This window comes from Variovorax sp. GW821-FHT09A10, from assembly GCF_059418385.1.
In genome coordinates, this window is the sequence record NZ_JBWKPT010000003.1 from 513,136 (window position 1) to 531,075 (window position 17,940).

Genomic DNA, 17,940 nt, shown 5'->3' on the forward strand with positions numbered 1-17,940 from the left:
TTTTCCCGCCGGCTCCGTTCCCGCGTCAGGCCGAGGCCAGGTCGAACGGCAGCTGGCGCAAGGGCTTGCCCGTCAGCCGCGCCACGGCATTCGCGAACGCAGGCGCCAGCGGCGGCAGGCCGGGCTCCCCCATCCCCTTGGGCGCATCGGCGCTGGGCACGATGTGCACGTCGAACTCGGGCACCTGCGTGATGCGCGCCACCGTGAAATCGCCGAAGTTGCCCTGCTGCACGACGCCGTCCTTCAGCGTGATGGCGCTGCCCTGCAGGCAGGTCGACAGCCCCATCACCGCCGCGCCCTGCACCTGCGCTTCCACGCTGCGCGGGTTCACCGCCAGGTTGCAGTGCACGCCCGAGGTCACGCGGTGCAGCACCGGCTGGCCGTCCTTCACCGACGCTTCGACCACATAGGCCACCACCGACTCGAAGGACTCGTGCACGGCCACGCCCCAAGCGCGGCCTTCGGCCAGCTTCTTCTTGCCGTAGCCGCTCTTGTCCACGGCCAGCTGCAGCGCGGCGCGGTGGCGCGGGTGCTTGTCGCCGAAGAGGTTCATGCGGTAGGCCACCGGGTCCTGCTTGGTCGTGCGGGCGATCTCGTCGATCAGCGTTTCCATCACGAAGGCGGTGTGCGTGGAGCCCACGCTGCGCCACCACAGCACCGGCACGTTGACCTGCGGGTGGTGCACCGTGAGGCGCATCGGCACGGGGTACGGATCGCGCATGCCCTCGACGGCCGTGGCGTCGATGCCGTCCTTCACCATGGAGCCGGCGAACACCGTGCCGCCGGTGATCGACTGGCCCACGATCACGTGGTCCCACGCCAGGATCTTGCCGCGTTCGTCGAAGCCGATGCGTGCGCGGTGCAGGTGCATGGGGCGGTAGTAGCCGCCCTTGATGTCGTCCTCGCGGCTCCACAGCAGGCGCACGGGTGCGTCTTTCAGGCCGGCGGTGCGCGCGGCCTTGGCGATCTCGCAGGCCTCGACGACGAAGTCGCTCGAGCCCACGAAGCGCCGGCCGAAGCCGCCGCCCGCCATCTGCACGTTCACCTTCACCTGCGTGGGGTCGAGCTTCAGCGTGCGCGCCGCGGCCTGGCCGTCGAGGTCGGCAGACTGCGTGCCGACCCACAGCTCGGCGCGGCCGTCCGACAGCTTCACAGTGCAGTTCTCCGGCTCCATGGGCGCATGGGCCAGGTAGGGAAACACGAACTCGGCCTCGAGCTTGTGCGGCGCGCCGGCCAGCGGCGCCATGTCGGCGTCGAACTTGCGGTTGCCGGGGCGCCCGGCCAGTTCGCGGTACTGCACCAGCTGCTTGTCGCTGTCGACCTTCTCCACCGCATCGGTGTTCCACTGCAGCTTGAGCGCGTCGCGGCCCAGCTTGGCGGGCCAGTAGCCGTCGGCCACCACGGCCACGCCCTCGGCGCCGCGGTCCAGCGGAATGCGCAGCACGGCCTTCACGCCCTTGACGGCGCGCGCCGCGCTGTCGTCCACCGAGGCCAGGCGGGCACCGAACACGGGCGGATGCGCCACCACGGCCGTGAGCAGGCCGGACTGCTTCACGTCGATGCCGAAGTCTTGTCGCCCGCTGCTCTTGGCGCGCGCGTCCAGGCGCGTGGTCGGGCGGCCGATGATCCGGAAGTCCTTCGGGCTCTTCAGCGTGACCTGCTCGGGCACCGGCAGCGCCATGGCCGCTTCGGCCAGCTCGCCGTAGCCCGCCTTGCGCCCGCCGGGGCCGATCACCGTGCCGGCCTGCGTGCGCAGCGTGGCCACGTCGACCTTCCAGCGCTGAGCCGCAGCCGACAGCAGCATGGCCCGCGCACGCGCGCCCAGTTCGCGGTACTGCGTGTAGCTGTTCTTGATCGAGTTGGAGCCGCCGGTCAGGTGCATGCCGAACAGCGGGTCGGCGTAGGCGGCATCGTTGGTGCCGCTGCGGCTGCGCACCAGGGCCCAGTCGGCGTCGAGCTCCTCGGCCAGGATCATCGGCAGGCCGGTCTGCACGCCCTGGCCGAACTCGAGGCGGTTGATGGTCACCGTGACCTCGCCGTTGGGCGCGATCTGCACGAAGGCCGAGGGCTGTTGCGTCGGCTTGAGCGCACCGCCGGCCTTGGCCGGGCCGTCGGCCTGCGCCATGGCCATGTGGGGGAAAGCGCCGAGCACGAGGCCACCGGCGCCGGCCATCTTCAGGAAGCTGCGACGGGGCAGCGTGGCGACCTCGTCAGCTTCATCGGTTGCAGGCGGGGCCATCAGGCGCTGCAGCGCGCGCGGCAGGTCGTTGTAGTCGATGTGGGGCAGCATGTCGTCGGCTCCTTCAGGCGAGGGTCTTGGCCGCATCGGCCACGGCGGCGCGGATGCGGGCGTAGGTGCCGCAGCGGCAGATGTTGCCGGCCATGGCCGAGTCGATCTCGTCGGTGCTGGGCTGCTTGCCCTTGGGCAGCGACTGCAGGAAGGCAGTCGCGCTCATGATCTGGCCGCTCTGGCAGTAGCCGCACTGCGCGACGTCGTGCTCGACCCACGCGGCATGCACGGCCGCGCCCACGCGGTCGTTGCCGCCGGTCACGGCTTCGATGGTGGTGATCTTCTTGCCCTCGGCCGCAGCGATGGGCGTGATGCACGAGCGGATGGCCTGGCCGTCCATGTGCACGGTGCAGGCGCCGCACAACGCCGCGCCGCAGCCGAACTTGGTGCCGGTCATGCCCAGCGTGTCGCGCAGGGCCCAGAGGATGGGGGTGCCGGGGTCGGCGTCGACCGTGTGGTCACGGCCGTTGACGTGGAGCGCGCTCATGTGGGTTTTCTCCGTGGGTGGGTTGAAACGATCTGGTTCACTTGGCGCCGTCGAGCACCCATTGCGCGAGCGCCTGCAGGTCCCCGTCGGGCACCTGGGCTTGCGCGGGCATGGGCATCGCGCCCCACTTGCCCGAGCTGCCGGCCTTCATGCTGGCGGCCAGCTGCGCGGCCGTGCCCTTGCCGTCGCCGTAGCGCGCGCCGATCTCTTTCCAGGAAGGGCCCACCACCTTCACGGCGGGCTGGTGGCAAGCCACGCACGCGTACTTCTGCGCCAGCGCGGTGCTGGCGAAAGCGGGCGCGGACCCGGCCATGCTCGCGCCGACGGCCAGTGCGGCCACGAGCGAGGCGGTGATGCGATGCGGATGTCGTTCGTCGTGGGTCATTTCTTTTTTCATCATCGTGGAGGGGAAGCACGGTCCTCGCGCCACGCGCGGCAGGACTTCGCGGCGGCCAGTGTCCGACGAAGCGCCCGCCGCCACTTGCCCAATCCGCGCGCGTTCTTGCCTGAAACAACGAGACTGCGCCAAAAACGCCAAGCGCATGAGATGCGCCCGCTAGACTTTGCGCAAGCACCCGAAAGGATTCAGATGGAAGTGCTACAGCCGACGCAGCCAGACGATTCGGCCGTCCTCGGTGCCCTGGCCACGGCCGTCGGGCGCATTGCCCGAAACGACGGCGACCACGCCACCGCCATTCCCGAACTCTCGCTGCACCGCCGCAGCGCCGCGACCGAGCCCGTGCATTGCATCTACGGCTTCGGCCTGGGCATCACCGTCGGCGGACAGAAGCGCGCGGCGCTCGGCGACGAGATCTACGAGTACGGCGCCGGCCAGTCGCTGCTGATCACGGCCGACCTGCCCGTGGTGGCGCACGTCACCCGCGCCAGCGCGGCGCAGCCCTTCCTGGGCCTCATGATCCGGCTCGATCCGCGCGCCATCGTGCAGGTGGCGACCGAGATGGCGTTGCCGCCGCCGTCCAGGGAGCCCCACAACCAGCGCGCCCTGTCGCTGGGCGCGCTCGACCCGACGCTGCTGGGCACCGTCACGCGGCTCGTCGAGCTGCTGGCCGAGCCCCGGCTCGTTCCGCAGCTCGCGCCGCTGCTGCAGAAGGAAATCGTCGTACGCCTGCTCGCCGGGCGCCACGGCCCGCAGCTGCAGCGCCTCGTGACCGTCGGCTCGCCCTGCCAGCAGGTGGCGCAGAGCCTGGCGTGGCTCAAGATGAATTTCAGGAAGCCCGTGCAGGCGGACGAGCTGGCCGCGTCCGCGCACATGAGCCCGTCGACCTACCGCCAGCACTTCCGCGCCGTGACGGGCATGAGCCCGATGCAGTACCTGAAGCAGCTGCGCCTGCAGGAAGCGCGGCAGCTGATGCTGAACCAGAACATCGATGCGGGCACCGCCGGCGTGCGCGTGGGCTACGAAAGCGCCTCGCAGTTCAGCCGCGAGTACGCGCGCCTGTTCGGTGCGCCGCCGCTGCGCGACATCCGGCGGATGCGCGACACGACCGCCGTCGCCTGACGCACGGCGTCGCGGGCAAGCCCCGCGCAGCCGTCCGGCGCGTGTCATTTGCTACCCTCGACGCATGCCCCCCGCTTCCCCTGTTCCCCCGCGCTACATCGCGCTCGCCGGCCCCACCGCGTCCGGCAAGACCGCCGTCGCCCTGGCCGTGGCCCGGCTGCAGCCGGTCGAGATCGTCAGCGTCGACTCGGCGCTGGTCTACCGCGGCATGGATATCGGCACCGCCAAGCCCACCGCCGCCGAGCAGGCCGCGGTGCCGCACCACCTGATCGACATCCTCGATGCGCGCGACAGCTACAGCGCCGCCGCCTTCGTGGCCGACGCCACCCGGCTCATCGACGCCATCCGCGCGCGCGGCGCACTGCCGCTGCTCGTGGGCGGCACCATGCTGTACTTCAAGGCGCTGTTCGACGGCATCGACGCCATGCCCGCCGCCGACCCCGCCGTGCGCGCGCGGCTCGATGCCGAAGCCGCCGCGCTCGGCTGGCCCGCCATGCATGCGCGGCTCGCGCAGGTCGACCCCGTCACGGCCGCGCGGCTCGCCCCGCAGGACAGCCAGCGCATCCAGCGCGCGCTCGAGGTGTGGGAGAGCAGCGGCCAGCCGCTGTCGAGCTTTCATGCCAGCGACACCAAGGCCGCCAAGGCCGTCGACGGTGGCGTGCTCGTGTCGCTCGAACCCGAAGACCGCGCCTGGCTGCACGGGCGCATCGCCGAGCGCTTCGACGCCATGCTCGCGGCCGGTTTTCTCGACGAGGTGAAGGCGCTGCGCGCACGCGGCGACCTGTCGCCCGACCTGCCCTCGATGCGCTGCGTCGGCTACCGCCAGGCCTGGGAGATGCTCGACGCCTGCGGCGGCGCACCGCCCGATGCCAAGGCGCTGGGCGAACTGCGCGAGCGCGGCATCGCCGCCACACGCCAGCTCGCCAAGCGGCAGATCACCTGGCTGCGCAGCATGCCGCAGCGCACCGTGATCGCCTGCGACGCGCCCGACGCGGTGCAGGCCGCCGTACAGCACATCGCCCACATCGCACGCGGGGCGACGCCCGCATGACGCTGCACCTCTCCAACCTCGGCAAGCACTACGGCGACGCGCCGGTCTTCGAACACGTGAGCCTGCAGGTTGCGCCCGGCGAGTTCGTCGCCATCGTGGGTGAATCGGGCGTGGGCAAGTCGACGCTGCTCAACTGCATGGCCGGCCTCGACACTTGGGACGAAGGCAGCGTGTCGCACGACGGCACCGACATCGGCGCGCTCGACGGCGAGGCCCGCGCGCTGTGGCGCCGCCAGCACGTGGGCTTCGTGTTCCAGGCCTTCCACGTGCTGCCGCACCTCGACGTGGCGCAGAACGTGTCGCTGCCGCTGATGCTGCTGGGCCGCCCGCGCGAAGACGCGCGCGTGGCCCACATGCTGGAGGCCGTCGGCCTGCCCGGCATGGGCGCACGGCTGCCGCAGACGCTCTCAGGCGGCCAGCTGCAGCGCGTGGCCATCGCCCGCGCGCTGGTGCACCGGCCCGCGCTGCTGCTGGCCGACGAGCCCACCGGCAACCTCGACCCGTCGACCGCCGCGAAGGTGATGGACCTGCTGATCGGCCAGACGCGCGAGCACGGCGCCTCGCTGGTGCTGGTCACGCACTCGGAGAGCGCCGCGGCGCGCGCAGACCGGTTGCTGCACCTGACGGCGAGCGGTATCCGGGCCTGAGAAGAATCAGCCGATCAGCGACGCGTAGCGCGACAGATCGACGTTCCCACCGCTGATCACGATGCCCACGCGCTGGCCTTCGATGGCCTTCGCAGCGGCGATGGCCCCCGCGAACGCGAGGCATCCCGTCGGCTCCACCACCATCTTCATTCGCTCGGCGAAGAAGCGCATCGCCTCGACGAGCTGCTCGTCGGTGACGGTGAAGATGTCGTCCACGTCGCGCTGGATGATCCCGAAGGTGTACTCGCCCAGGTGCTGCGTCTGCGCACCGTCGGCGATGGTCTTGGGCGTGTCGATGTGCACGATCTTCCCGGCGCGCAGCGACTGCTGGCCGTCGTTGCCGGCCTCGGGCTCCACGCCGTAGACCTTGCAGGCGGGCGACAGCGCACGCGCCGACAGCGCCGAGCCCGACAGCAGGCCGCCGCCGCCGAGGCACACGAAGAGGTGATCGAGCGGGCCCGTCTCTTCGATGAGTTCCTTCACCGCCGTGCCCTGCCCCGTCAGCACGTCGGGATGGTCGTAGGGCGGAATCATCGTCATGCCGCGCTCCTGCGCGAGCCGCTTCGTCAGCGCCTCGCGGTCTTCGGTGAAGCGGTCGTACATCACCACTTCGGCGCCGTAGCCCTTGGTGGCCGCGACCTTGGCGGCGGGCGCGTCCTTGGGCATGACGATCACGGCCGGCATCGACAGCAGGCGCGCCGACAGCGCGATGGCCTGCGCGTGGTTGCCCGACGAGAACGCGATCACGCCGCCCTTGCGCTGCGCGGCGTCGAACTTCGACAACGCATTGAACGCACCGCGGAACTTGAACGCGCCCATGCGCTGGAAGTTTTCGCACTTGAAGAAGAACTGCGCGCCCCAGCGTTCATTGGCGGTGGTCGATTGCAGCACCGGCGTGCGGTGGGCATGGCCTTCGAGCCGCGCGGCCGCGGCGATGACGTCGTCGTAGGTAGGGAGTTGCATCACGCAAGCTTAGCGGCTGCCGGCGTGCGGTGCACGCCCGCAGATGCGCCGGCAGCCCCGGGGCTGGCCCACCGCAGGTGAGCAGGGGCAAGACGCTTCCCATGGGTTTCCTGCTATTAGAAAAAGTGATTCTTTGATCGAAGCGTCCTCACTTACGCTTCGGCTCCACGTGGCATCGCACCGATGCATCGAGAGCGATTGGCATCAGGTTTTTCATCTTCCTGCGCGGGATGGCTCGCCCTGCACGGACCACGCGCCCGGCCGCTTCACATCCTGCACAGCCCTGTCTCCCGGAGGTGCCTCCATGGTGAGTCTTTCGGCAATTCAGCCTCCGGCGCCCGCGCCTCGAAGGCCCAGGAACGTCGTGGTGATCGGTGCCAGGATGTGCGGAACCGCCGCGATGGTTCACCTGGTCGATGCGCTGGCACCCGATTCGCGGATCACGATGGTCGATCCGCAGGATGCGGACTACCCCTCGGTGTTCGATGACATCGACCCGATCCTGACGGCCAACACCTCGCACGACATCAACTCCCTCTTTTCAAACCGGCCGATGGACTTCGTCGACTTTCTTTCCGCATCGGAAAGATCGTCCAGCGTTCCGCGTCGAACGGTGGGCCAGTACGGGCGGGTTCGCTTCGAACAAGCCTGCGAAAAAGCGGCGCATCGGGGCATCGAGGTGCGACAGCTCACCGGCCGCGTCAACACCGTGGCCGCGACCGCCGCAGGCTACGTGGCCAGGCTGGACGACGGGCGCAGCATCCAGGCCACCGACGTGATCGTTGCAGTCGGACAAGGAGGTGTGCGCCAACCGCCCGGCATATGCGGTGTGCCGCCGTTTCCATCGACCCGGCTTCGACACATGGCCGGTCGCCACGCGCTGGTGATGGGCCAAGGCCAATCCGGCATCGATGCGGCGCTGGTGCTTCGATCGGCAGGCTCGCGCGTCACGATGTGCTCCCGAACGGGCCGGTTTCCTGCGGTTCGCACGCGCACCCCCTTGCACGCGTACGAAGGCGCCCGGATCACGGATGCGCTCGTCGATTTCCGCCGCCTGGTCGACGAGGACTGCCGAAGCAAGGGCCATCCCCTGTTGGCAGGACAAACGGCCCTCGCCGCAGATCCGATCTCGACGCTGAGAGAGGAAATCCGCCTGGCCGAGCAGGACCGTTGCCCTTGGCAGGATTCGATCATCGGCATCATCGATGCGGTGGTGGATGCGGGCGCTTCGGTGGTCGACGACCGCGAGTTTCTTTGGCGCTACGTGACTTCGATCAACCTGCACATCGCCCGGCAACTCCTGGCGCACATCGACGAAGGCGGCATCGGGTTGGCCGCCGTCGACGCGGTGGACCCGCGCGAATTCGATCTCGTGGTGACGGCAACCGGGTACAACGCGCCGTCGCTGCACCACCAAGGCAGAACGCTCCATTTCGAGAATGGCGGCGCAAGCCATGCGCCGGTCCGGCGTCTGAGCCCCGACCTGCGATTGATCCTGTCCGACACGCAGGGGCCCGAGCGCATCTGGGCAATCGGTCCCGCCTCGGGCATCCGGCTGCCGTTCGCCAACTTCCTGCATACCGCCGTAAGGCAGGCCATGTCGGTGGCGCGGCAGATCGGCCAGGACACCAGCGCCTGCACGCTGTAGCCCTCGCGCACACTGGCTGAGGAGGTGCTGCCGCACGCTCTTTCGCGCGAGCGCGTCGCGCCGCTGCCAGCGCCCTGGCAGCGCGCCGCCGCGTGGGTGAAAACCCTCAGTGCACCCCTGGGCCGAAGTCCGTACTCTGTATACAGAGTTCAGAAAAGGCCCACCATGCCCGCCCAGTTGCTCAGCATCGAAGTCGCCCCCGACCTCGTCGACCAGGTCTACCGCGCCCTGCTCGGCGCCATCAGCAGTGGCGCGCTCGCGCCGGGCGAGCGGCTCACGCAGGAGGACATTGCGGCACGGCTCGCGGTGTCGCGCCAGCCGGTGCTGCAGGCGCTGCGGCTGCTCAAGAAAGACGGTTTCGTGCAGGACGCGCCCGGGCGCGGCGTGCTGGTGGCGCCGCTGGAGGCCGAGGCGATGCGCAAGGTCTACCAGGTGCGCGGCGCGCTCGACGTGCTGGCCGCGCGGCTGGCGGCGCAGCAGCGCTTTCGCATCGACCCCAAGCTCATCGAACGCGGCCGGCGCGCGGCGCGCGGGCGCAATGTCGAAGCCATGATCGATGCCGACGTGGCCTTTCACCAGGCCATCTACGCCGCCTCGGGCAACCCGCTGATCGGCCAGAGCGCCGACCCGCACTGGCGCCACCTGCGCCGCGCGATGGGCGCGGTGCTGCAGGCCGAGCCGCAGCGCGAGTCGCTGTGGGACGAGCACGAAGCCATTGCCGACGCCATTGCCGCCGGCGACGTCGAGCGCGCCGCGCGCCTGAGCGACGAGCACGTCTCGCGCGCCAGCGACGCGCTGGCCGAGCGGCTCGCGCAGCAGCTGGCACGCACGGCATCCGCATCCCCCACGAAAAAAGGAGACAAGGCATGAAGCTGACCCCCGAGCAACGCGCGCAGTTCGAGCGCGAGGGCTACCTGTTCTTCCCCGGCCACTTCTCGCCCGAAGAGACGAAGGTGCTGACCGAGGCGGTGCCCGACCTGTACAGCAAGCGCGCGGCCTTCAACGTGCGCGAGAAGGGCTCCGACGCCGTGCGCACGAACTTCGCGGCGCACCTCATCAGCGAGCCCTTCGCGCGGCTGGCGCGCCACCCGCGCATGGTCGAGCCGGTGATGGACCTGTTCGACGAGGCGGTCTACATGCACCAGTTCAAGATCAACGGCAAGATGGCCTTCGAGGGCGACGTGTGGCAGTGGCACCAGGACTACGGCACCTGGCTCAACGACGACCTGATGCCCACCGAGCGCGCGATGAACGTGGCCATCTTTCTCGATGAAGTGACCGAGCACAACGGCCCGCTGATGTTCATTCCGGGCAGCCACCGCAAGGGCGTGGTGAACGCAAAGCATGACCTCACGACCACCAGCTACCCGCTGTGGACGGTCGACAACGACCTGATCCGCCAGCTCGTCGACCGCGCCGGCGGCACGCAGGGCGGCATCGTCTCGCCCAAGGGCCCGGCCGGTTCGATGATCCTGTTCCACAGCTGCCTCGTGCATGCCTCGGGCAGCAACCTCTCGCCCTTCAATCGCGTGGCGGTGTACCTGAGCCTGTGCGCGGTCAGCAACCACATCCGCCGCCACCAGCGGCCCGAGTACATCGCGCACAGAAACTTCACGCCCATCGAGGTGCTGCCCGACGACTGCCTGCTGACGCCCTACCCCGTCGAGGTGCCGTGGAAAGACGGCCTGCCCGAGAGCGCGCTGCGCACCTCGCCCGACGTCATCGAAACCGTGGAAGCCTGACCGCCATGAGCCTGCACACCCGCCTGCAACAACGCGCCGCCGAAGGCCGCCCCATCCGCATCGGCCTGATCGGCGCCGGCAAGTTCGGCGCCATGTACCTGGCGCAGATCCCGCGCACGCCCGGCGTGCAGCTGGTCGCCATTGCCGACCTCTCGCCCGCTGCCGCGCGCGTCAACCTGGAGCGCGTGGGCTGGCTGGCCGAGCGCAGCAATGCCGGCTCGGTGCAGGAGGCCCTGAAGACCGGCGCCACCTGGATCACCGACGACTGGCAGGCCGTGACGCGCGAGCCCAGCATCGACATCGTGGTGGAGTGCACCGGCAACCCGGTCGCCGCGGTCGACCACTGCCTGGACGCCTTTGCGCACGGCAAGCACGTGGTCAACGTGACGGTCGAGGCCGACGCCTTCTGCGGCCCGCTGCTCGCGCACAAGGCGCAGCAGGCCGGCGTGGTGTATTCGCTGGCCTTCGGCGACCAGCCCGCGCTGATCTGCGACCTGGTGGACTGGGCGCGCACCTGCGGCTTTCCGGTGGTGGCGGCCGGGCGCGGCCACAAGTGGCTGCCGCACTTCACCGAATCGACGCCCGAGACCGTGTGGGGCAACTATGGCCTCACGCCCGAGCAGGCGAAACGCGGCGGGCTCAACCCGAAGATGTTCAACAGTTTTCTCGACGGCTCCAAGCCGTCGATCGAGAGCTCGGCCGTGGCCAACGCCACCGGCCTGGGCGTGCCCTCGGACGGCCTGCTCTACCCGCCCGCGAGCGTGGAAGACATTCCCTTCGTCACGCGTCCGCGCAGCGAAGGCGGCGTGCTGGAGCGCAAGGGCATGGTCGAGGTGATCTCGTCGCTCGAGGCCGACGGCCGCAAGATTCCGTACGACATCCGCATGGGCGTGTGGGTCACGGTCGAAGCCGAGACCGACTACATCAAGAACTGCTTCGAGGAATACAACGCCCACACCGACCCGAGCGGACGCTACTTCACGCTGTACAAGCGCTGGCACCTGATCGGGCTCGAAGTGGGCATGTCGGTCGCCAGCGTGGCGCTGCGCGGCGAGCCCACCGGCGTGGCCACCGGCTGGAACGCCGACGTGGTCGCCACCGCCAAGCGCGACCTCGCCGCGGGCGAGATGCTCGACGGCGAAGGCGGCTACACCGTCTGGGGCAAGCTGCTGCCGGCCGAGCGTTCGCTGCGCCTGGGCGGCCTGCCGCTCGGACTGGCGCACAACGTCAGGCTCGTGCGCCCCGTGAAGAAGGGCCAGAGCCTGAGCTGGGCCGACGTGGCGATGGACACCACCACCGCCGCCTACCGGCTGCGCCAGGAAATGGAAGCGCTGTTCACGCCCGCTGTGCGCGCCCACGCGGCCTGAGCGCGACCTGAACGGCCCCGCGGCAGCGGGGCCTCTCGTTGCGCCAAACGGCGAACAGATCAAGAATCTTCTGCTCGGCGCCGTTCCGGTGTCGAAATGACCGGTGGCGGGCCGTCATTGTGGTGAGCGCTCTTGCTCGGCAAGCTTTTCCTCACGGAGAAACACCATGCAGTACATGTTGATGTTCTACCAACCCGCCGCCGAATTCGAACAACGTGACGACCCCTCCTCGCAGGCCTACCGCGCGAGCTGGGTCGCGTATGCCGATGCGGTGCGCCAGTCGGGCGTCGCACTCGGCGGCCACGGCCTGCTGCCGCCCATGACCGGCACCACGCTGCGCGTGCGCGGCGACAAGCGCCAGGTCCAGGACGGCCCCTTCGCCGACACCAAGGAACAGCTCGGCGGCTACTTCGTGGTCGACGTGCCCGACCTCGACGCCGCGCTCGAATGGGCCGCGCGCGCCCCCTGCGCCGCCAGCGGCGGCGTCGAAGTGCGGCCGGTCTTCACGGCCACCGCGATGGCGGGCGCGAGCCAGACGTGACCACCCCGGCGGCACATCACGCCGCCGAACAGGCGGCACGCGATTCAGCCGAGCGCGCGGCACGCGCGTCGTACGGGCGGCTGCTGGCCATCCTGTCCGCCCGCACGCACGACATCGCGGCCTCCGAAGACGCGCTGGCCGACGCCTTCGCCCGCGCGCTCGAGCGCTGGCCCGCCGATGGCGTGCCGGTGCAGCCCGACGCCTGGCTGCTGAGCGTCGCGCGGCACCGCAAGCTCGACGCCTGGCGCCACAGCCGTGTGCAGGACGACGCCACGCAGACGCTGTTGCTGCTCGCCGGCGAGATGGACGAGGCCGACCCCGATGCCGCCACCGTGCCCGACGAGCGCCTGCGCCTGCTGTTCGTCTGCGCGCACCCCGCCATCGACGCCGCCGCGCGCGCCCCGCTGATGCTGCAGACCGTGCTCGGGCTCGATGCCGCGCGCATGGCCGGCGCCTTCCTCACCTCGCCTTCCGCGCTGGGCCAGCGGCTGGTGCGCGCCAAGGCCCGCATCCGCGCCGCCGGCATTCCTTTCGAGTACCCGCAGGCGCGCGACCTGCCGCACCGGCTGCGCGACGTGCTCGACGGCATCTACGCCGCCTACGGCACCGGCTGGGACGACGTCGACGGTGCCGACGCCCTGCCGCGCGGCCTGACGACCGAGGCCATCGACCTGGGCCGCATCCTGTGCCGCCTGCTGCCCGCCGAGCCCGAGCCGCTGGGCCTGCTGGCGCTGATGCTGTTCTGCGAGGCGCGCACCGCGGCGCGCCGCACCGAGGCCGGTGCCTACGTGCCGCTCGACCAGCAGGACATCACGCGCTGGGACCACGCGCTGCTGGCCGAGGCCGAGCACCACCTGCGCATCGCGTCGGCCATGCAGTCGCTCGGGCCCTACCAGCTCGAGGCCGCGATCCAGTCGGCCCACTGCGAGCGCCGCGCGGGCGCCCCGGTGCCGCCCGAGGTGCTGGTATCGCTGTACGAAGGCCTGCTCGCGCTGCGGCCCAGCATCGGCGCGCAGGTCAGCTTGGCGTGCGCGCTGGCGAATGCGCGCGGGCCCGAAACCGGGCTGCGCGCGCTCGATGCGATTCCGTCGGACGAGGTGGCGAGCTACCAGCCGTTCTGGGCGGCGCGTGCGCACCTGTTGGCGGCCGGTGGCGCGCGCGTGGCAGCACGGCAGGCCTATGACCGGGCGATCGGGTTGAGCAGCAATGGGGCGGTGCGGGCGTACCTGCACGCGATGTCGGAACGGGCCTGAGGCGACCCGCGCCTACCGCGCATTGAACGTGCGCGGAAACAACGCGGCCTGCGAACGGTCTCGCAGCCGGTAGCCCATGGCGGGCCGGCCCAGGCTGCCCGCCACCATGCCCGTTTCTTCCATGAACCCACCATCCAGCATCCGCTTGCGGAAGGCACTCTTGTCGATGTCACGGCCCAGCACGACCTCATAGGCGTGCTGCAACGACGGCAAGGTGAAAGGCTCTTCCAGAAGGAAGGCCGGCAGCGAGGTGTATTCCACCTTGCTGCGCAGACGCGCAACGGCCGCCTCGAGCAGTTCTCCGTGGTCGAACGCCAGACGTTTGCGCATGGCCGCATCGACCTCGAACCACGCCACCTCGGCGGCGTTGGCGCCGCTGCGCAACTGCATGGCCTGCGCCGGAATGAGTGCATAAAAGCAGTGCGTGGCCGACCACCCGCGCGGATCGCGCTGCGCCCCACCCCAGCTCCCAAGCTGCTCGAGATAGGGCGTGACCACGCCGGTCTTCTCGCGCAGCTTGCGCAATGCGCAATCGAGCAGCGAGGCATCTTCATCGGTGTTGATGAAGCCGCCCGGCAATGCCCATTTACCAGGAAACGGCTCGTTGCTGTCGGCCGCCCGTTTCACCAGCAAGACCTGCAGTGCGTCATCGAGCACAGTGAACATCGCCACATCGACAGTGACCAACGGGCGGGGAAAGGTCAAGGCAGGGAACGTTGAAGCGGGCATGGTCACGATCAGCTTGACTCCGGATTTATTAGTTGTACTATACAACCCATCATTAGTTGTACAGAGCAACTCAATGAGATGACGAAAAGAACAACAACGAGAGGAACCCAGAACAATGAACAAGCAGACCACGCCGCTTCCCACCGAGCCCCATCTCGCCCAACGCGAGCGCTGGCCGCAGGACGGAAAGCACATCCTGGCGCATCACGATGCCCGGTCCGTCATCGTCTACCAGGCCTACCGCCCCGCCATCGGCGAATACGCGGTCCGGCACGGCCGTCTCGACGGACCGGACTTCAGCCTTTCACGGATGAGCTGGATCAAACCCAACTTCCTCTGGATGATGTATCGCTCCGGCTGGGGCACCAAGGAAGGCCAGGAGGTCACGCTCGGGCTGCGGCTGCGCCGTGCGTTCTTCGAACGGGTCGTGCGCGAGGCCGTCCCTTCGACCTTCGATGCCGGGCGCTATCCTGATCGCGATGCGTGGCAGGAGGCGGTCAACCGTTCCGAGGTTCGCCTGCAATGGGACCCGGACCACGCACCGGCAGGCAACAAGCTGGAACGCCGCGCGATTCAGTTGGGCCTGCGGGGCCGAACGCTCGCTGCGTTTGCAAATGAAGAACTGCTCGAGGTGATCGACATGCGCGCCTTCGTGGACGCTCAACGCCCGATGGCGCAGAACGACAACCCCGGGCTGCAATTGCCGGTCGAGCATGTGCTCGGCTTCGAATCCTGAGGACCACAAGGAATGACGACGAACAGACCCCACGCGCTGCGCAGCAACGAAGACCTGCTCGCGCACATCGCTCAAGGCCACAAGATCGACTGCCTGTTCTTCTGGGGCCATCAGGTCCCGAAGGACGGCAGCATCGGCAAGAGCTGCTTCAGCCAGTGGTACGAGGCGCCCTTCACTGTCGAAGGCATCACCTACCGTACCGCCGAGCATTTCATGATGGCCGGCAAGGCGCGGCTCTTCGGTGACGCGGCCACCTGCGAAAAGATCATCGCCGCGCGCACGCCCGGCGAAGCAAAGAAGCTGGGGCGCCAGATCGGCAACTTCGATGAAGCGGCGTGGCTCGAAGCGCGCTTCGACCTCGTGACGCGCGGAAACGTTGCGAAGTTCTCGCAGAACGCGGCGCTCGGCGCGTACCTGCTCGGCACCGGCCGGCAGGTGCTGGTCGAGGCGAGCCCCGTCGATGCGATCTGGGGCATCGGCCTCGCTGCGACGGACGCGGCAGCGCAAGACCCGCGCACCTGGAAAGGCCTGAACCTGCTGGGCTATGCGCTGATGGCGGCCCGCGACGAACTGGGGGCGGCCCCATGAACGCGGCGCGCTACCAGGGGTGCCTGCTCGGGCTGGCCAGTGGCGATGCGGTGGGCACCACGCTGGAGTTCCGCACGCGCGGCACGTTCGAGCCCGTCACCGACATGCGCGGCGGCGGCCCGTTCGGCCTGATCCCCGGCGAATGGACCGACGACACCTCGATGGCGCTGTGCCTCGCGGCGAGCCTGATCCATTGCCGGGGCTTCGATGCCACCGACCAGATGAACCGCTACTGCAACTGGCGCAGCGTGGGCTACATGAGCAGCACGGGAAGCTGCTTCGACATCGGCTTCACGGTGTCGGGCGCCCTCACCCGCTACCTCGCATCGGGCGATCCGTTCGCGGGCGACCCCGATCCGCGCACGGCAGGCAACGGCGCGCTGATGCGGCTCGCGCCGGTGCCGATGTTCTACGCGCCGAGCGCCGAAGCCACCTGGCGGCAGGCCGGCGAAAGCACACGCACCACGCACGGCGCGCAGGAGGCCATCGAGTGCTCGCAGCTTTTCGCGTTGCAACTGCGCGCAGCGCTGCAAGGCGAAAGCAAGGCGGCGATCCTTGCCACCGTACCGTTGGCGCCCTTGAGCGAGAAGGTCGCGGCGCTGGCACGCGGCGACTACGCCTCGAAGCCGATCGAACACATCAAGGGTTCGGGCTATTGCGTCGAATCGCTGGAAGCAGCGCTCTGGTGCTTCGCGCACACCGACTCGTTCGAGCAGGCGGTACTCGCGGCCACCAACCTGGGTGACGATGCGGACACCACCGCGGCGATCTGCGGCCAGATCGCAGGCGCCTTCTACGGCGTGGACGGCATTCCCGCCGGCTGGCTGCGCCAGCTCGTGATGCGCGACGAGATCACGCAGATGGCGAACGACCTGCTCGCGCTGGGGCAACGCTGAACGCGTCCGCGCTCACTCCGAGGTCACGGCAGCGGCGGCCCCCACGCGCCGCCCTTCGAGCCGGCTGCCACCCTGCGTCAGCGTGACGCCATTCACCTCACCCCCATCCCCACGCCGGAACACGAACTGCGCGCCGATGGCCGTCACCGCAAAACGATCCGGCCCGGTGGGCGTGAGAAGGTTGTAGCCCTTGCCCGATTCACGCGCCAGCAAACGCCCGTCGCGCACGGTGAAGCCCAGCACCTGTGCCTTGCCGACGCGGAACTCGCCCGCGTAGTCGGGCAGGCGCTTCGGATCGATGGGCACTTCCGTCGTCGGCACCGGGTAGCGGCTCTTGCCGATGGCGAGCATCACGGGCTGCAGCGGCGCGCGCTGGTTGCTGGCCAGCACGATGAGCGCCTCGCCGGTGTCGGGTGCCAGCAGCCAGAGCGTGCGGTAGCCCTCGGTGACGCCCGCGTGGTAGTAGGTGCGCCGGCCGGTCTCGGGGCCGCGCACCATCACGGCGTAGCCGATCTCGGCGCCCTCGTAGCGCGCGAGCGGCGTGAGCAGACGCGCGGCGGCCGGGCCCAGCGGGCCGTGGGCGCCGGCGAGGATGGCGCGGCTGAAGGCCAGCATGTCGGCGGCGGTCGAGCGCAGCGCGCTGGCGGGCGCGTAGGCATGCATGTCGAAGCGGCGCTGGCGCTGGTCGCCCGCGAACGGCGGCGCCATGCGCGAGGCCTTGTCGCCAAGCGGGATCACGGTGTCGTTCATGCCCAGCGGCTCGGTGATGCGCGCACGTACCAGCTCGCCCCACGAGGTGCCGTAGCGCAGCGCCAGCAGCTGCCCGAGCAGCGCCATGCCGAAGTTGCTGTAGCGCGCCTCGCACGGAGCCGCAAGGGCCGTCAGGTGGATGCGCGCAAGCGCGGCCCAGAACATCGGCAGGTCGAAGCTGCGGAACTGCTCGGCCAGCGCGGCGCCACCGGTCACGCCGTCGGCCATCACGGGCAGGCAGCCGGTGTGGGTGACGAGCTGCCGCAGCGTGATTGACGCCACGGCGAGCGGCACGCCCTCGGCATGGCCGGCGAGCAGCTTGCCCACGCTGTCGTCGAGCGCCACGTCGCCGCGCTCCACGGCCTGCGCCAGCAACAGGCCGGTGAAGACCTTGGTGACCGAGCCGATCTCGAACATCGGCTGCTCCGCGCTGGCCGGCGCAATGGCGCGCGCCACCAGCGGCTCGGGGTTGTGGGCGATGCCGTAGGCGGCCTTGTCACCGCGCAGCACGCCGACCACCAGCGTGCCGCGCTCGGCGCCGAGCGCGGTGCGGGCCAGCACAGCAGGGTCGCTGGCGAGCGAGAGCGGTGCGGTGGGCGCGGCCGGCGGTGCGAGTTGCGCGCTCGCCGCGCCCGCCAGCCAGGGCACGAGAAGCCAGGGCGCCAGCCAGCGGCGGCACCAGGCGGAGGGCAGAAGCCGCATCGTCGGAATCCTCGGGCGTGAAGTCGTCATC

The 17,940-nt window shown here is 69.7% G+C and carries 18 protein-coding genes; 12 read left to right on the plus strand and 6 right to left on the minus strand.

Features of this window, described 5'->3' with window-relative positions:
• Positions 1-25: 25 nt before the first annotated feature.
• The 3 genes from AC07Q9_RS15670 to AC07Q9_RS15680 are packed head-to-tail and all read right to left on the minus strand — an operon-like array spanning position 26 to position 3,162.
• A complete protein-coding gene (locus AC07Q9_RS15670; protein ID WP_495310593.1) occupies positions 26-2,290 on the minus strand; it encodes a xanthine dehydrogenase family protein molybdopterin-binding subunit in 2,265 nt (754 codons plus the stop codon).
• Between the two features lie 13 nt (positions 2,291-2,303).
• A complete protein-coding gene (locus AC07Q9_RS15675) occupies positions 2,304-2,777 on the minus strand; it encodes a (2Fe-2S)-binding protein (protein WP_495310595.1) in 474 nt (157 codons plus the stop codon).
• A gap of 37 nt (positions 2,778-2,814) precedes the next feature.
• Positions 2,815-3,162 (minus strand): c-type cytochrome, encoded by a 348-nt coding sequence (locus AC07Q9_RS15680; protein WP_495310597.1) that lies wholly within the window; start codon positions 3,160-3,162, stop codon positions 2,815-2,817.
• A 204-nt stretch (positions 3,163-3,366) separates the two neighbouring features.
• Here AC07Q9_RS15680 and AC07Q9_RS15685 point away from each other — a divergent pair, with 204 nt between their 5' ends.
• The 3 genes from AC07Q9_RS15685 (at position 3,367) to AC07Q9_RS15695 (ending at position 5,994) form a co-directional block, all read left to right on the plus strand.
• On the plus strand, positions 3,367-4,296 hold the full coding sequence (locus tag AC07Q9_RS15685) for an AraC family transcriptional regulator (RefSeq protein ID WP_495310599.1): 930 nt from the start codon (positions 3,367-3,369) through the stop codon (positions 4,294-4,296).
• Positions 4,297-4,360: 64 nt separating this feature from the next.
• Entirely contained in the window at positions 4,361-5,347 is a 987-nt protein-coding gene (gene miaA, locus AC07Q9_RS15690) for a tRNA (adenosine(37)-N6)-dimethylallyltransferase MiaA (RefSeq protein ID WP_495310602.1), read from the plus strand.
• A complete protein-coding gene (locus AC07Q9_RS15695) occupies positions 5,344-5,994 on the plus strand; it encodes an ABC transporter ATP-binding protein (RefSeq protein ID WP_095746026.1) in 651 nt (216 codons plus the stop codon). The genes miaA and AC07Q9_RS15695 overlap by 4 nt, the downstream gene beginning before the upstream one ends.
• Positions 5,995-6,000: 6 nt before the next feature.
• Here the strand turns inward: AC07Q9_RS15695 and AC07Q9_RS15700 are convergent, their stop codons facing one another.
• A complete protein-coding gene (locus tag AC07Q9_RS15700) occupies positions 6,001-6,957 on the minus strand; it encodes a threo-3-hydroxy-L-aspartate ammonia-lyase (RefSeq protein ID WP_354345061.1) in 957 nt (318 codons plus the stop codon).
• 364 nt (positions 6,958-7,321) lie between these two features.
• Here AC07Q9_RS15700 and AC07Q9_RS15705 point away from each other — a divergent pair, with 364 nt between their 5' ends.
• The 6 genes from AC07Q9_RS15705 (at position 7,322) to AC07Q9_RS15730 (ending at position 13,508) form a co-directional block, all read left to right on the plus strand.
• On the plus strand, positions 7,322-8,605 hold the full coding sequence (locus AC07Q9_RS15705; RefSeq protein WP_495310604.1) for an FAD/NAD(P)-binding protein: 1,284 nt from the start codon (positions 7,322-7,324) through the stop codon (positions 8,603-8,605).
• Between the two features lie 165 nt (positions 8,606-8,770).
• Positions 8,771-9,475, plus strand: a complete 705-nt coding sequence (locus AC07Q9_RS15710; RefSeq protein WP_495260207.1) for a GntR family transcriptional regulator — start codon at positions 8,771-8,773, stop codon at positions 9,473-9,475.
• Positions 9,472-10,347 (plus strand): phytanoyl-CoA dioxygenase family protein, encoded by an 876-nt coding sequence (locus AC07Q9_RS15715; protein ID WP_495310605.1) that lies wholly within the window; start codon positions 9,472-9,474, stop codon positions 10,345-10,347. The genes AC07Q9_RS15710 and AC07Q9_RS15715 overlap by 4 nt, the downstream gene beginning before the upstream one ends.
• A gap of 5 nt (positions 10,348-10,352) precedes the next feature.
• Positions 10,353-11,714: an NAD(P)H-dependent oxidoreductase gene (locus tag AC07Q9_RS15720; RefSeq protein WP_495310607.1), complete on the plus strand. Its 1,362-nt coding sequence runs from the start codon at positions 10,353-10,355 to the stop codon at positions 11,712-11,714.
• 166 nt (positions 11,715-11,880) lie between these two features.
• On the plus strand, positions 11,881-12,255 hold the full coding sequence (locus AC07Q9_RS15725; protein ID WP_492682685.1) for a YciI family protein: 375 nt from the start codon (positions 11,881-11,883) through the stop codon (positions 12,253-12,255).
• Positions 12,252-13,508, plus strand: coding sequence for an RNA polymerase sigma factor (locus tag AC07Q9_RS15730; RefSeq protein WP_495310608.1), 1,257 nt, complete (start codon positions 12,252-12,254; stop codon positions 13,506-13,508). Before AC07Q9_RS15725 ends, AC07Q9_RS15730 begins: the two co-directional genes overlap by 4 nt.
• A gap of 12 nt (positions 13,509-13,520) precedes the next feature.
• Here the strand turns inward: AC07Q9_RS15730 and AC07Q9_RS15735 are convergent, their stop codons facing one another.
• Complete coding sequence (locus tag AC07Q9_RS15735) at positions 13,521-14,237, minus strand: NUDIX hydrolase (RefSeq protein WP_495310808.1); 717 nt, start codon at positions 14,235-14,237, stop codon at positions 13,521-13,523.
• 115 nt (positions 14,238-14,352) lie between these two features.
• Here AC07Q9_RS15735 and AC07Q9_RS15740 point away from each other — a divergent pair, with 115 nt between their 5' ends.
• The 3 genes from AC07Q9_RS15740 to AC07Q9_RS15750 are packed head-to-tail and all read left to right on the plus strand — an operon-like array spanning position 14,353 to position 16,457.
• Entirely contained in the window at positions 14,353-14,973 is a 621-nt protein-coding gene (locus AC07Q9_RS15740) for a DUF4291 domain-containing protein (protein WP_495310609.1), read from the plus strand.
• A gap of 12 nt (positions 14,974-14,985) precedes the next feature.
• The gene (gene ybiA / locus AC07Q9_RS15745; RefSeq protein WP_495310611.1) at positions 14,986-15,561 is read left to right on the plus strand and encodes a riboflavin biosynthesis intermediates N-glycosidase; all 576 of its coding nucleotides are present in this window, start codon (positions 14,986-14,988) and stop codon (positions 15,559-15,561) included.
• Positions 15,558-16,457: an ADP-ribosylglycohydrolase family protein gene (locus tag AC07Q9_RS15750; protein WP_495310614.1), complete on the plus strand. Its 900-nt coding sequence runs from the start codon at positions 15,558-15,560 to the stop codon at positions 16,455-16,457. Before ybiA ends, AC07Q9_RS15750 begins: the two co-directional genes overlap by 4 nt.
• A 12-nt stretch (positions 16,458-16,469) precedes the next feature.
• Here AC07Q9_RS15750 and AC07Q9_RS15755 read toward each other — a convergent pair whose 3' ends face one another.
• A complete protein-coding gene (locus AC07Q9_RS15755) occupies positions 16,470-17,909 on the minus strand; it encodes a serine hydrolase domain-containing protein (RefSeq protein ID WP_495310615.1) in 1,440 nt (479 codons plus the stop codon).
• Positions 17,910-17,940: the final 31 nt, after the last annotated feature.

What these genes read in the sequence shown, in the direction of transcription:
- AC07Q9_RS15670 (WP_495310593.1), bottom strand. Translation starts at nt 2,290, where the DNA reads ATGCTGCCCCACATCGACTACAACGACCTGCCGCGCGCGCTGCAGCGC.
- AC07Q9_RS15675 (WP_495310595.1), bottom strand. Translation starts at nt 2,777, where the DNA reads ATGAGCGCGCTCCACGTCAACGGCCGTGACCACACGGTCGACGCCGAC.
- AC07Q9_RS15680 (WP_495310597.1), bottom strand. Translation starts at nt 3,162, where the DNA reads ATGACCCACGACGAACGACATCCGCATCGCATCACCGCCTCGCTCGTG.
- AC07Q9_RS15685 (WP_495310599.1), top strand. Translation starts at nt 3,367, where the DNA reads ATGGAAGTGCTACAGCCGACGCAGCCAGACGATTCGGCCGTCCTCGGT.
- miaA (WP_495310602.1), top strand. Translation starts at nt 4,361, where the DNA reads ATGCCCCCCGCTTCCCCTGTTCCCCCGCGCTACATCGCGCTCGCCGGC.
- AC07Q9_RS15695 (WP_095746026.1), top strand. Translation starts at nt 5,344, where the DNA reads ATGACGCTGCACCTCTCCAACCTCGGCAAGCACTACGGCGACGCGCCG.
- AC07Q9_RS15700 (WP_354345061.1), bottom strand. Translation starts at nt 6,957, where the DNA reads ATGCAACTCCCTACCTACGACGACGTCATCGCCGCGGCCGCGCGGCTC.
- AC07Q9_RS15710 (WP_495260207.1), top strand. Translation starts at nt 8,771, where the DNA reads ATGCCCGCCCAGTTGCTCAGCATCGAAGTCGCCCCCGACCTCGTCGAC.
- AC07Q9_RS15715 (WP_495310605.1), top strand. Translation starts at nt 9,472, where the DNA reads ATGAAGCTGACCCCCGAGCAACGCGCGCAGTTCGAGCGCGAGGGCTAC.
- AC07Q9_RS15720 (WP_495310607.1), top strand. Translation starts at nt 10,353, where the DNA reads ATGAGCCTGCACACCCGCCTGCAACAACGCGCCGCCGAAGGCCGCCCC.
- AC07Q9_RS15725 (WP_492682685.1), top strand. Translation starts at nt 11,881, where the DNA reads ATGCAGTACATGTTGATGTTCTACCAACCCGCCGCCGAATTCGAACAA.
- AC07Q9_RS15735 (WP_495310808.1), bottom strand. Translation starts at nt 14,237, where the DNA reads ATGCCCGCTTCAACGTTCCCTGCCTTGACCTTTCCCCGCCCGTTGGTC.
- AC07Q9_RS15740 (WP_495310609.1), top strand. Translation starts at nt 14,353, where the DNA reads ATGAACAAGCAGACCACGCCGCTTCCCACCGAGCCCCATCTCGCCCAA.
- ybiA (WP_495310611.1), top strand. Translation starts at nt 14,986, where the DNA reads ATGACGACGAACAGACCCCACGCGCTGCGCAGCAACGAAGACCTGCTC.
- AC07Q9_RS15750 (WP_495310614.1), top strand. Translation starts at nt 15,558, where the DNA reads ATGAACGCGGCGCGCTACCAGGGGTGCCTGCTCGGGCTGGCCAGTGGC.
- AC07Q9_RS15755 (WP_495310615.1), bottom strand. Translation starts at nt 17,909, where the DNA reads ATGCGGCTTCTGCCCTCCGCCTGGTGCCGCCGCTGGCTGGCGCCCTGG.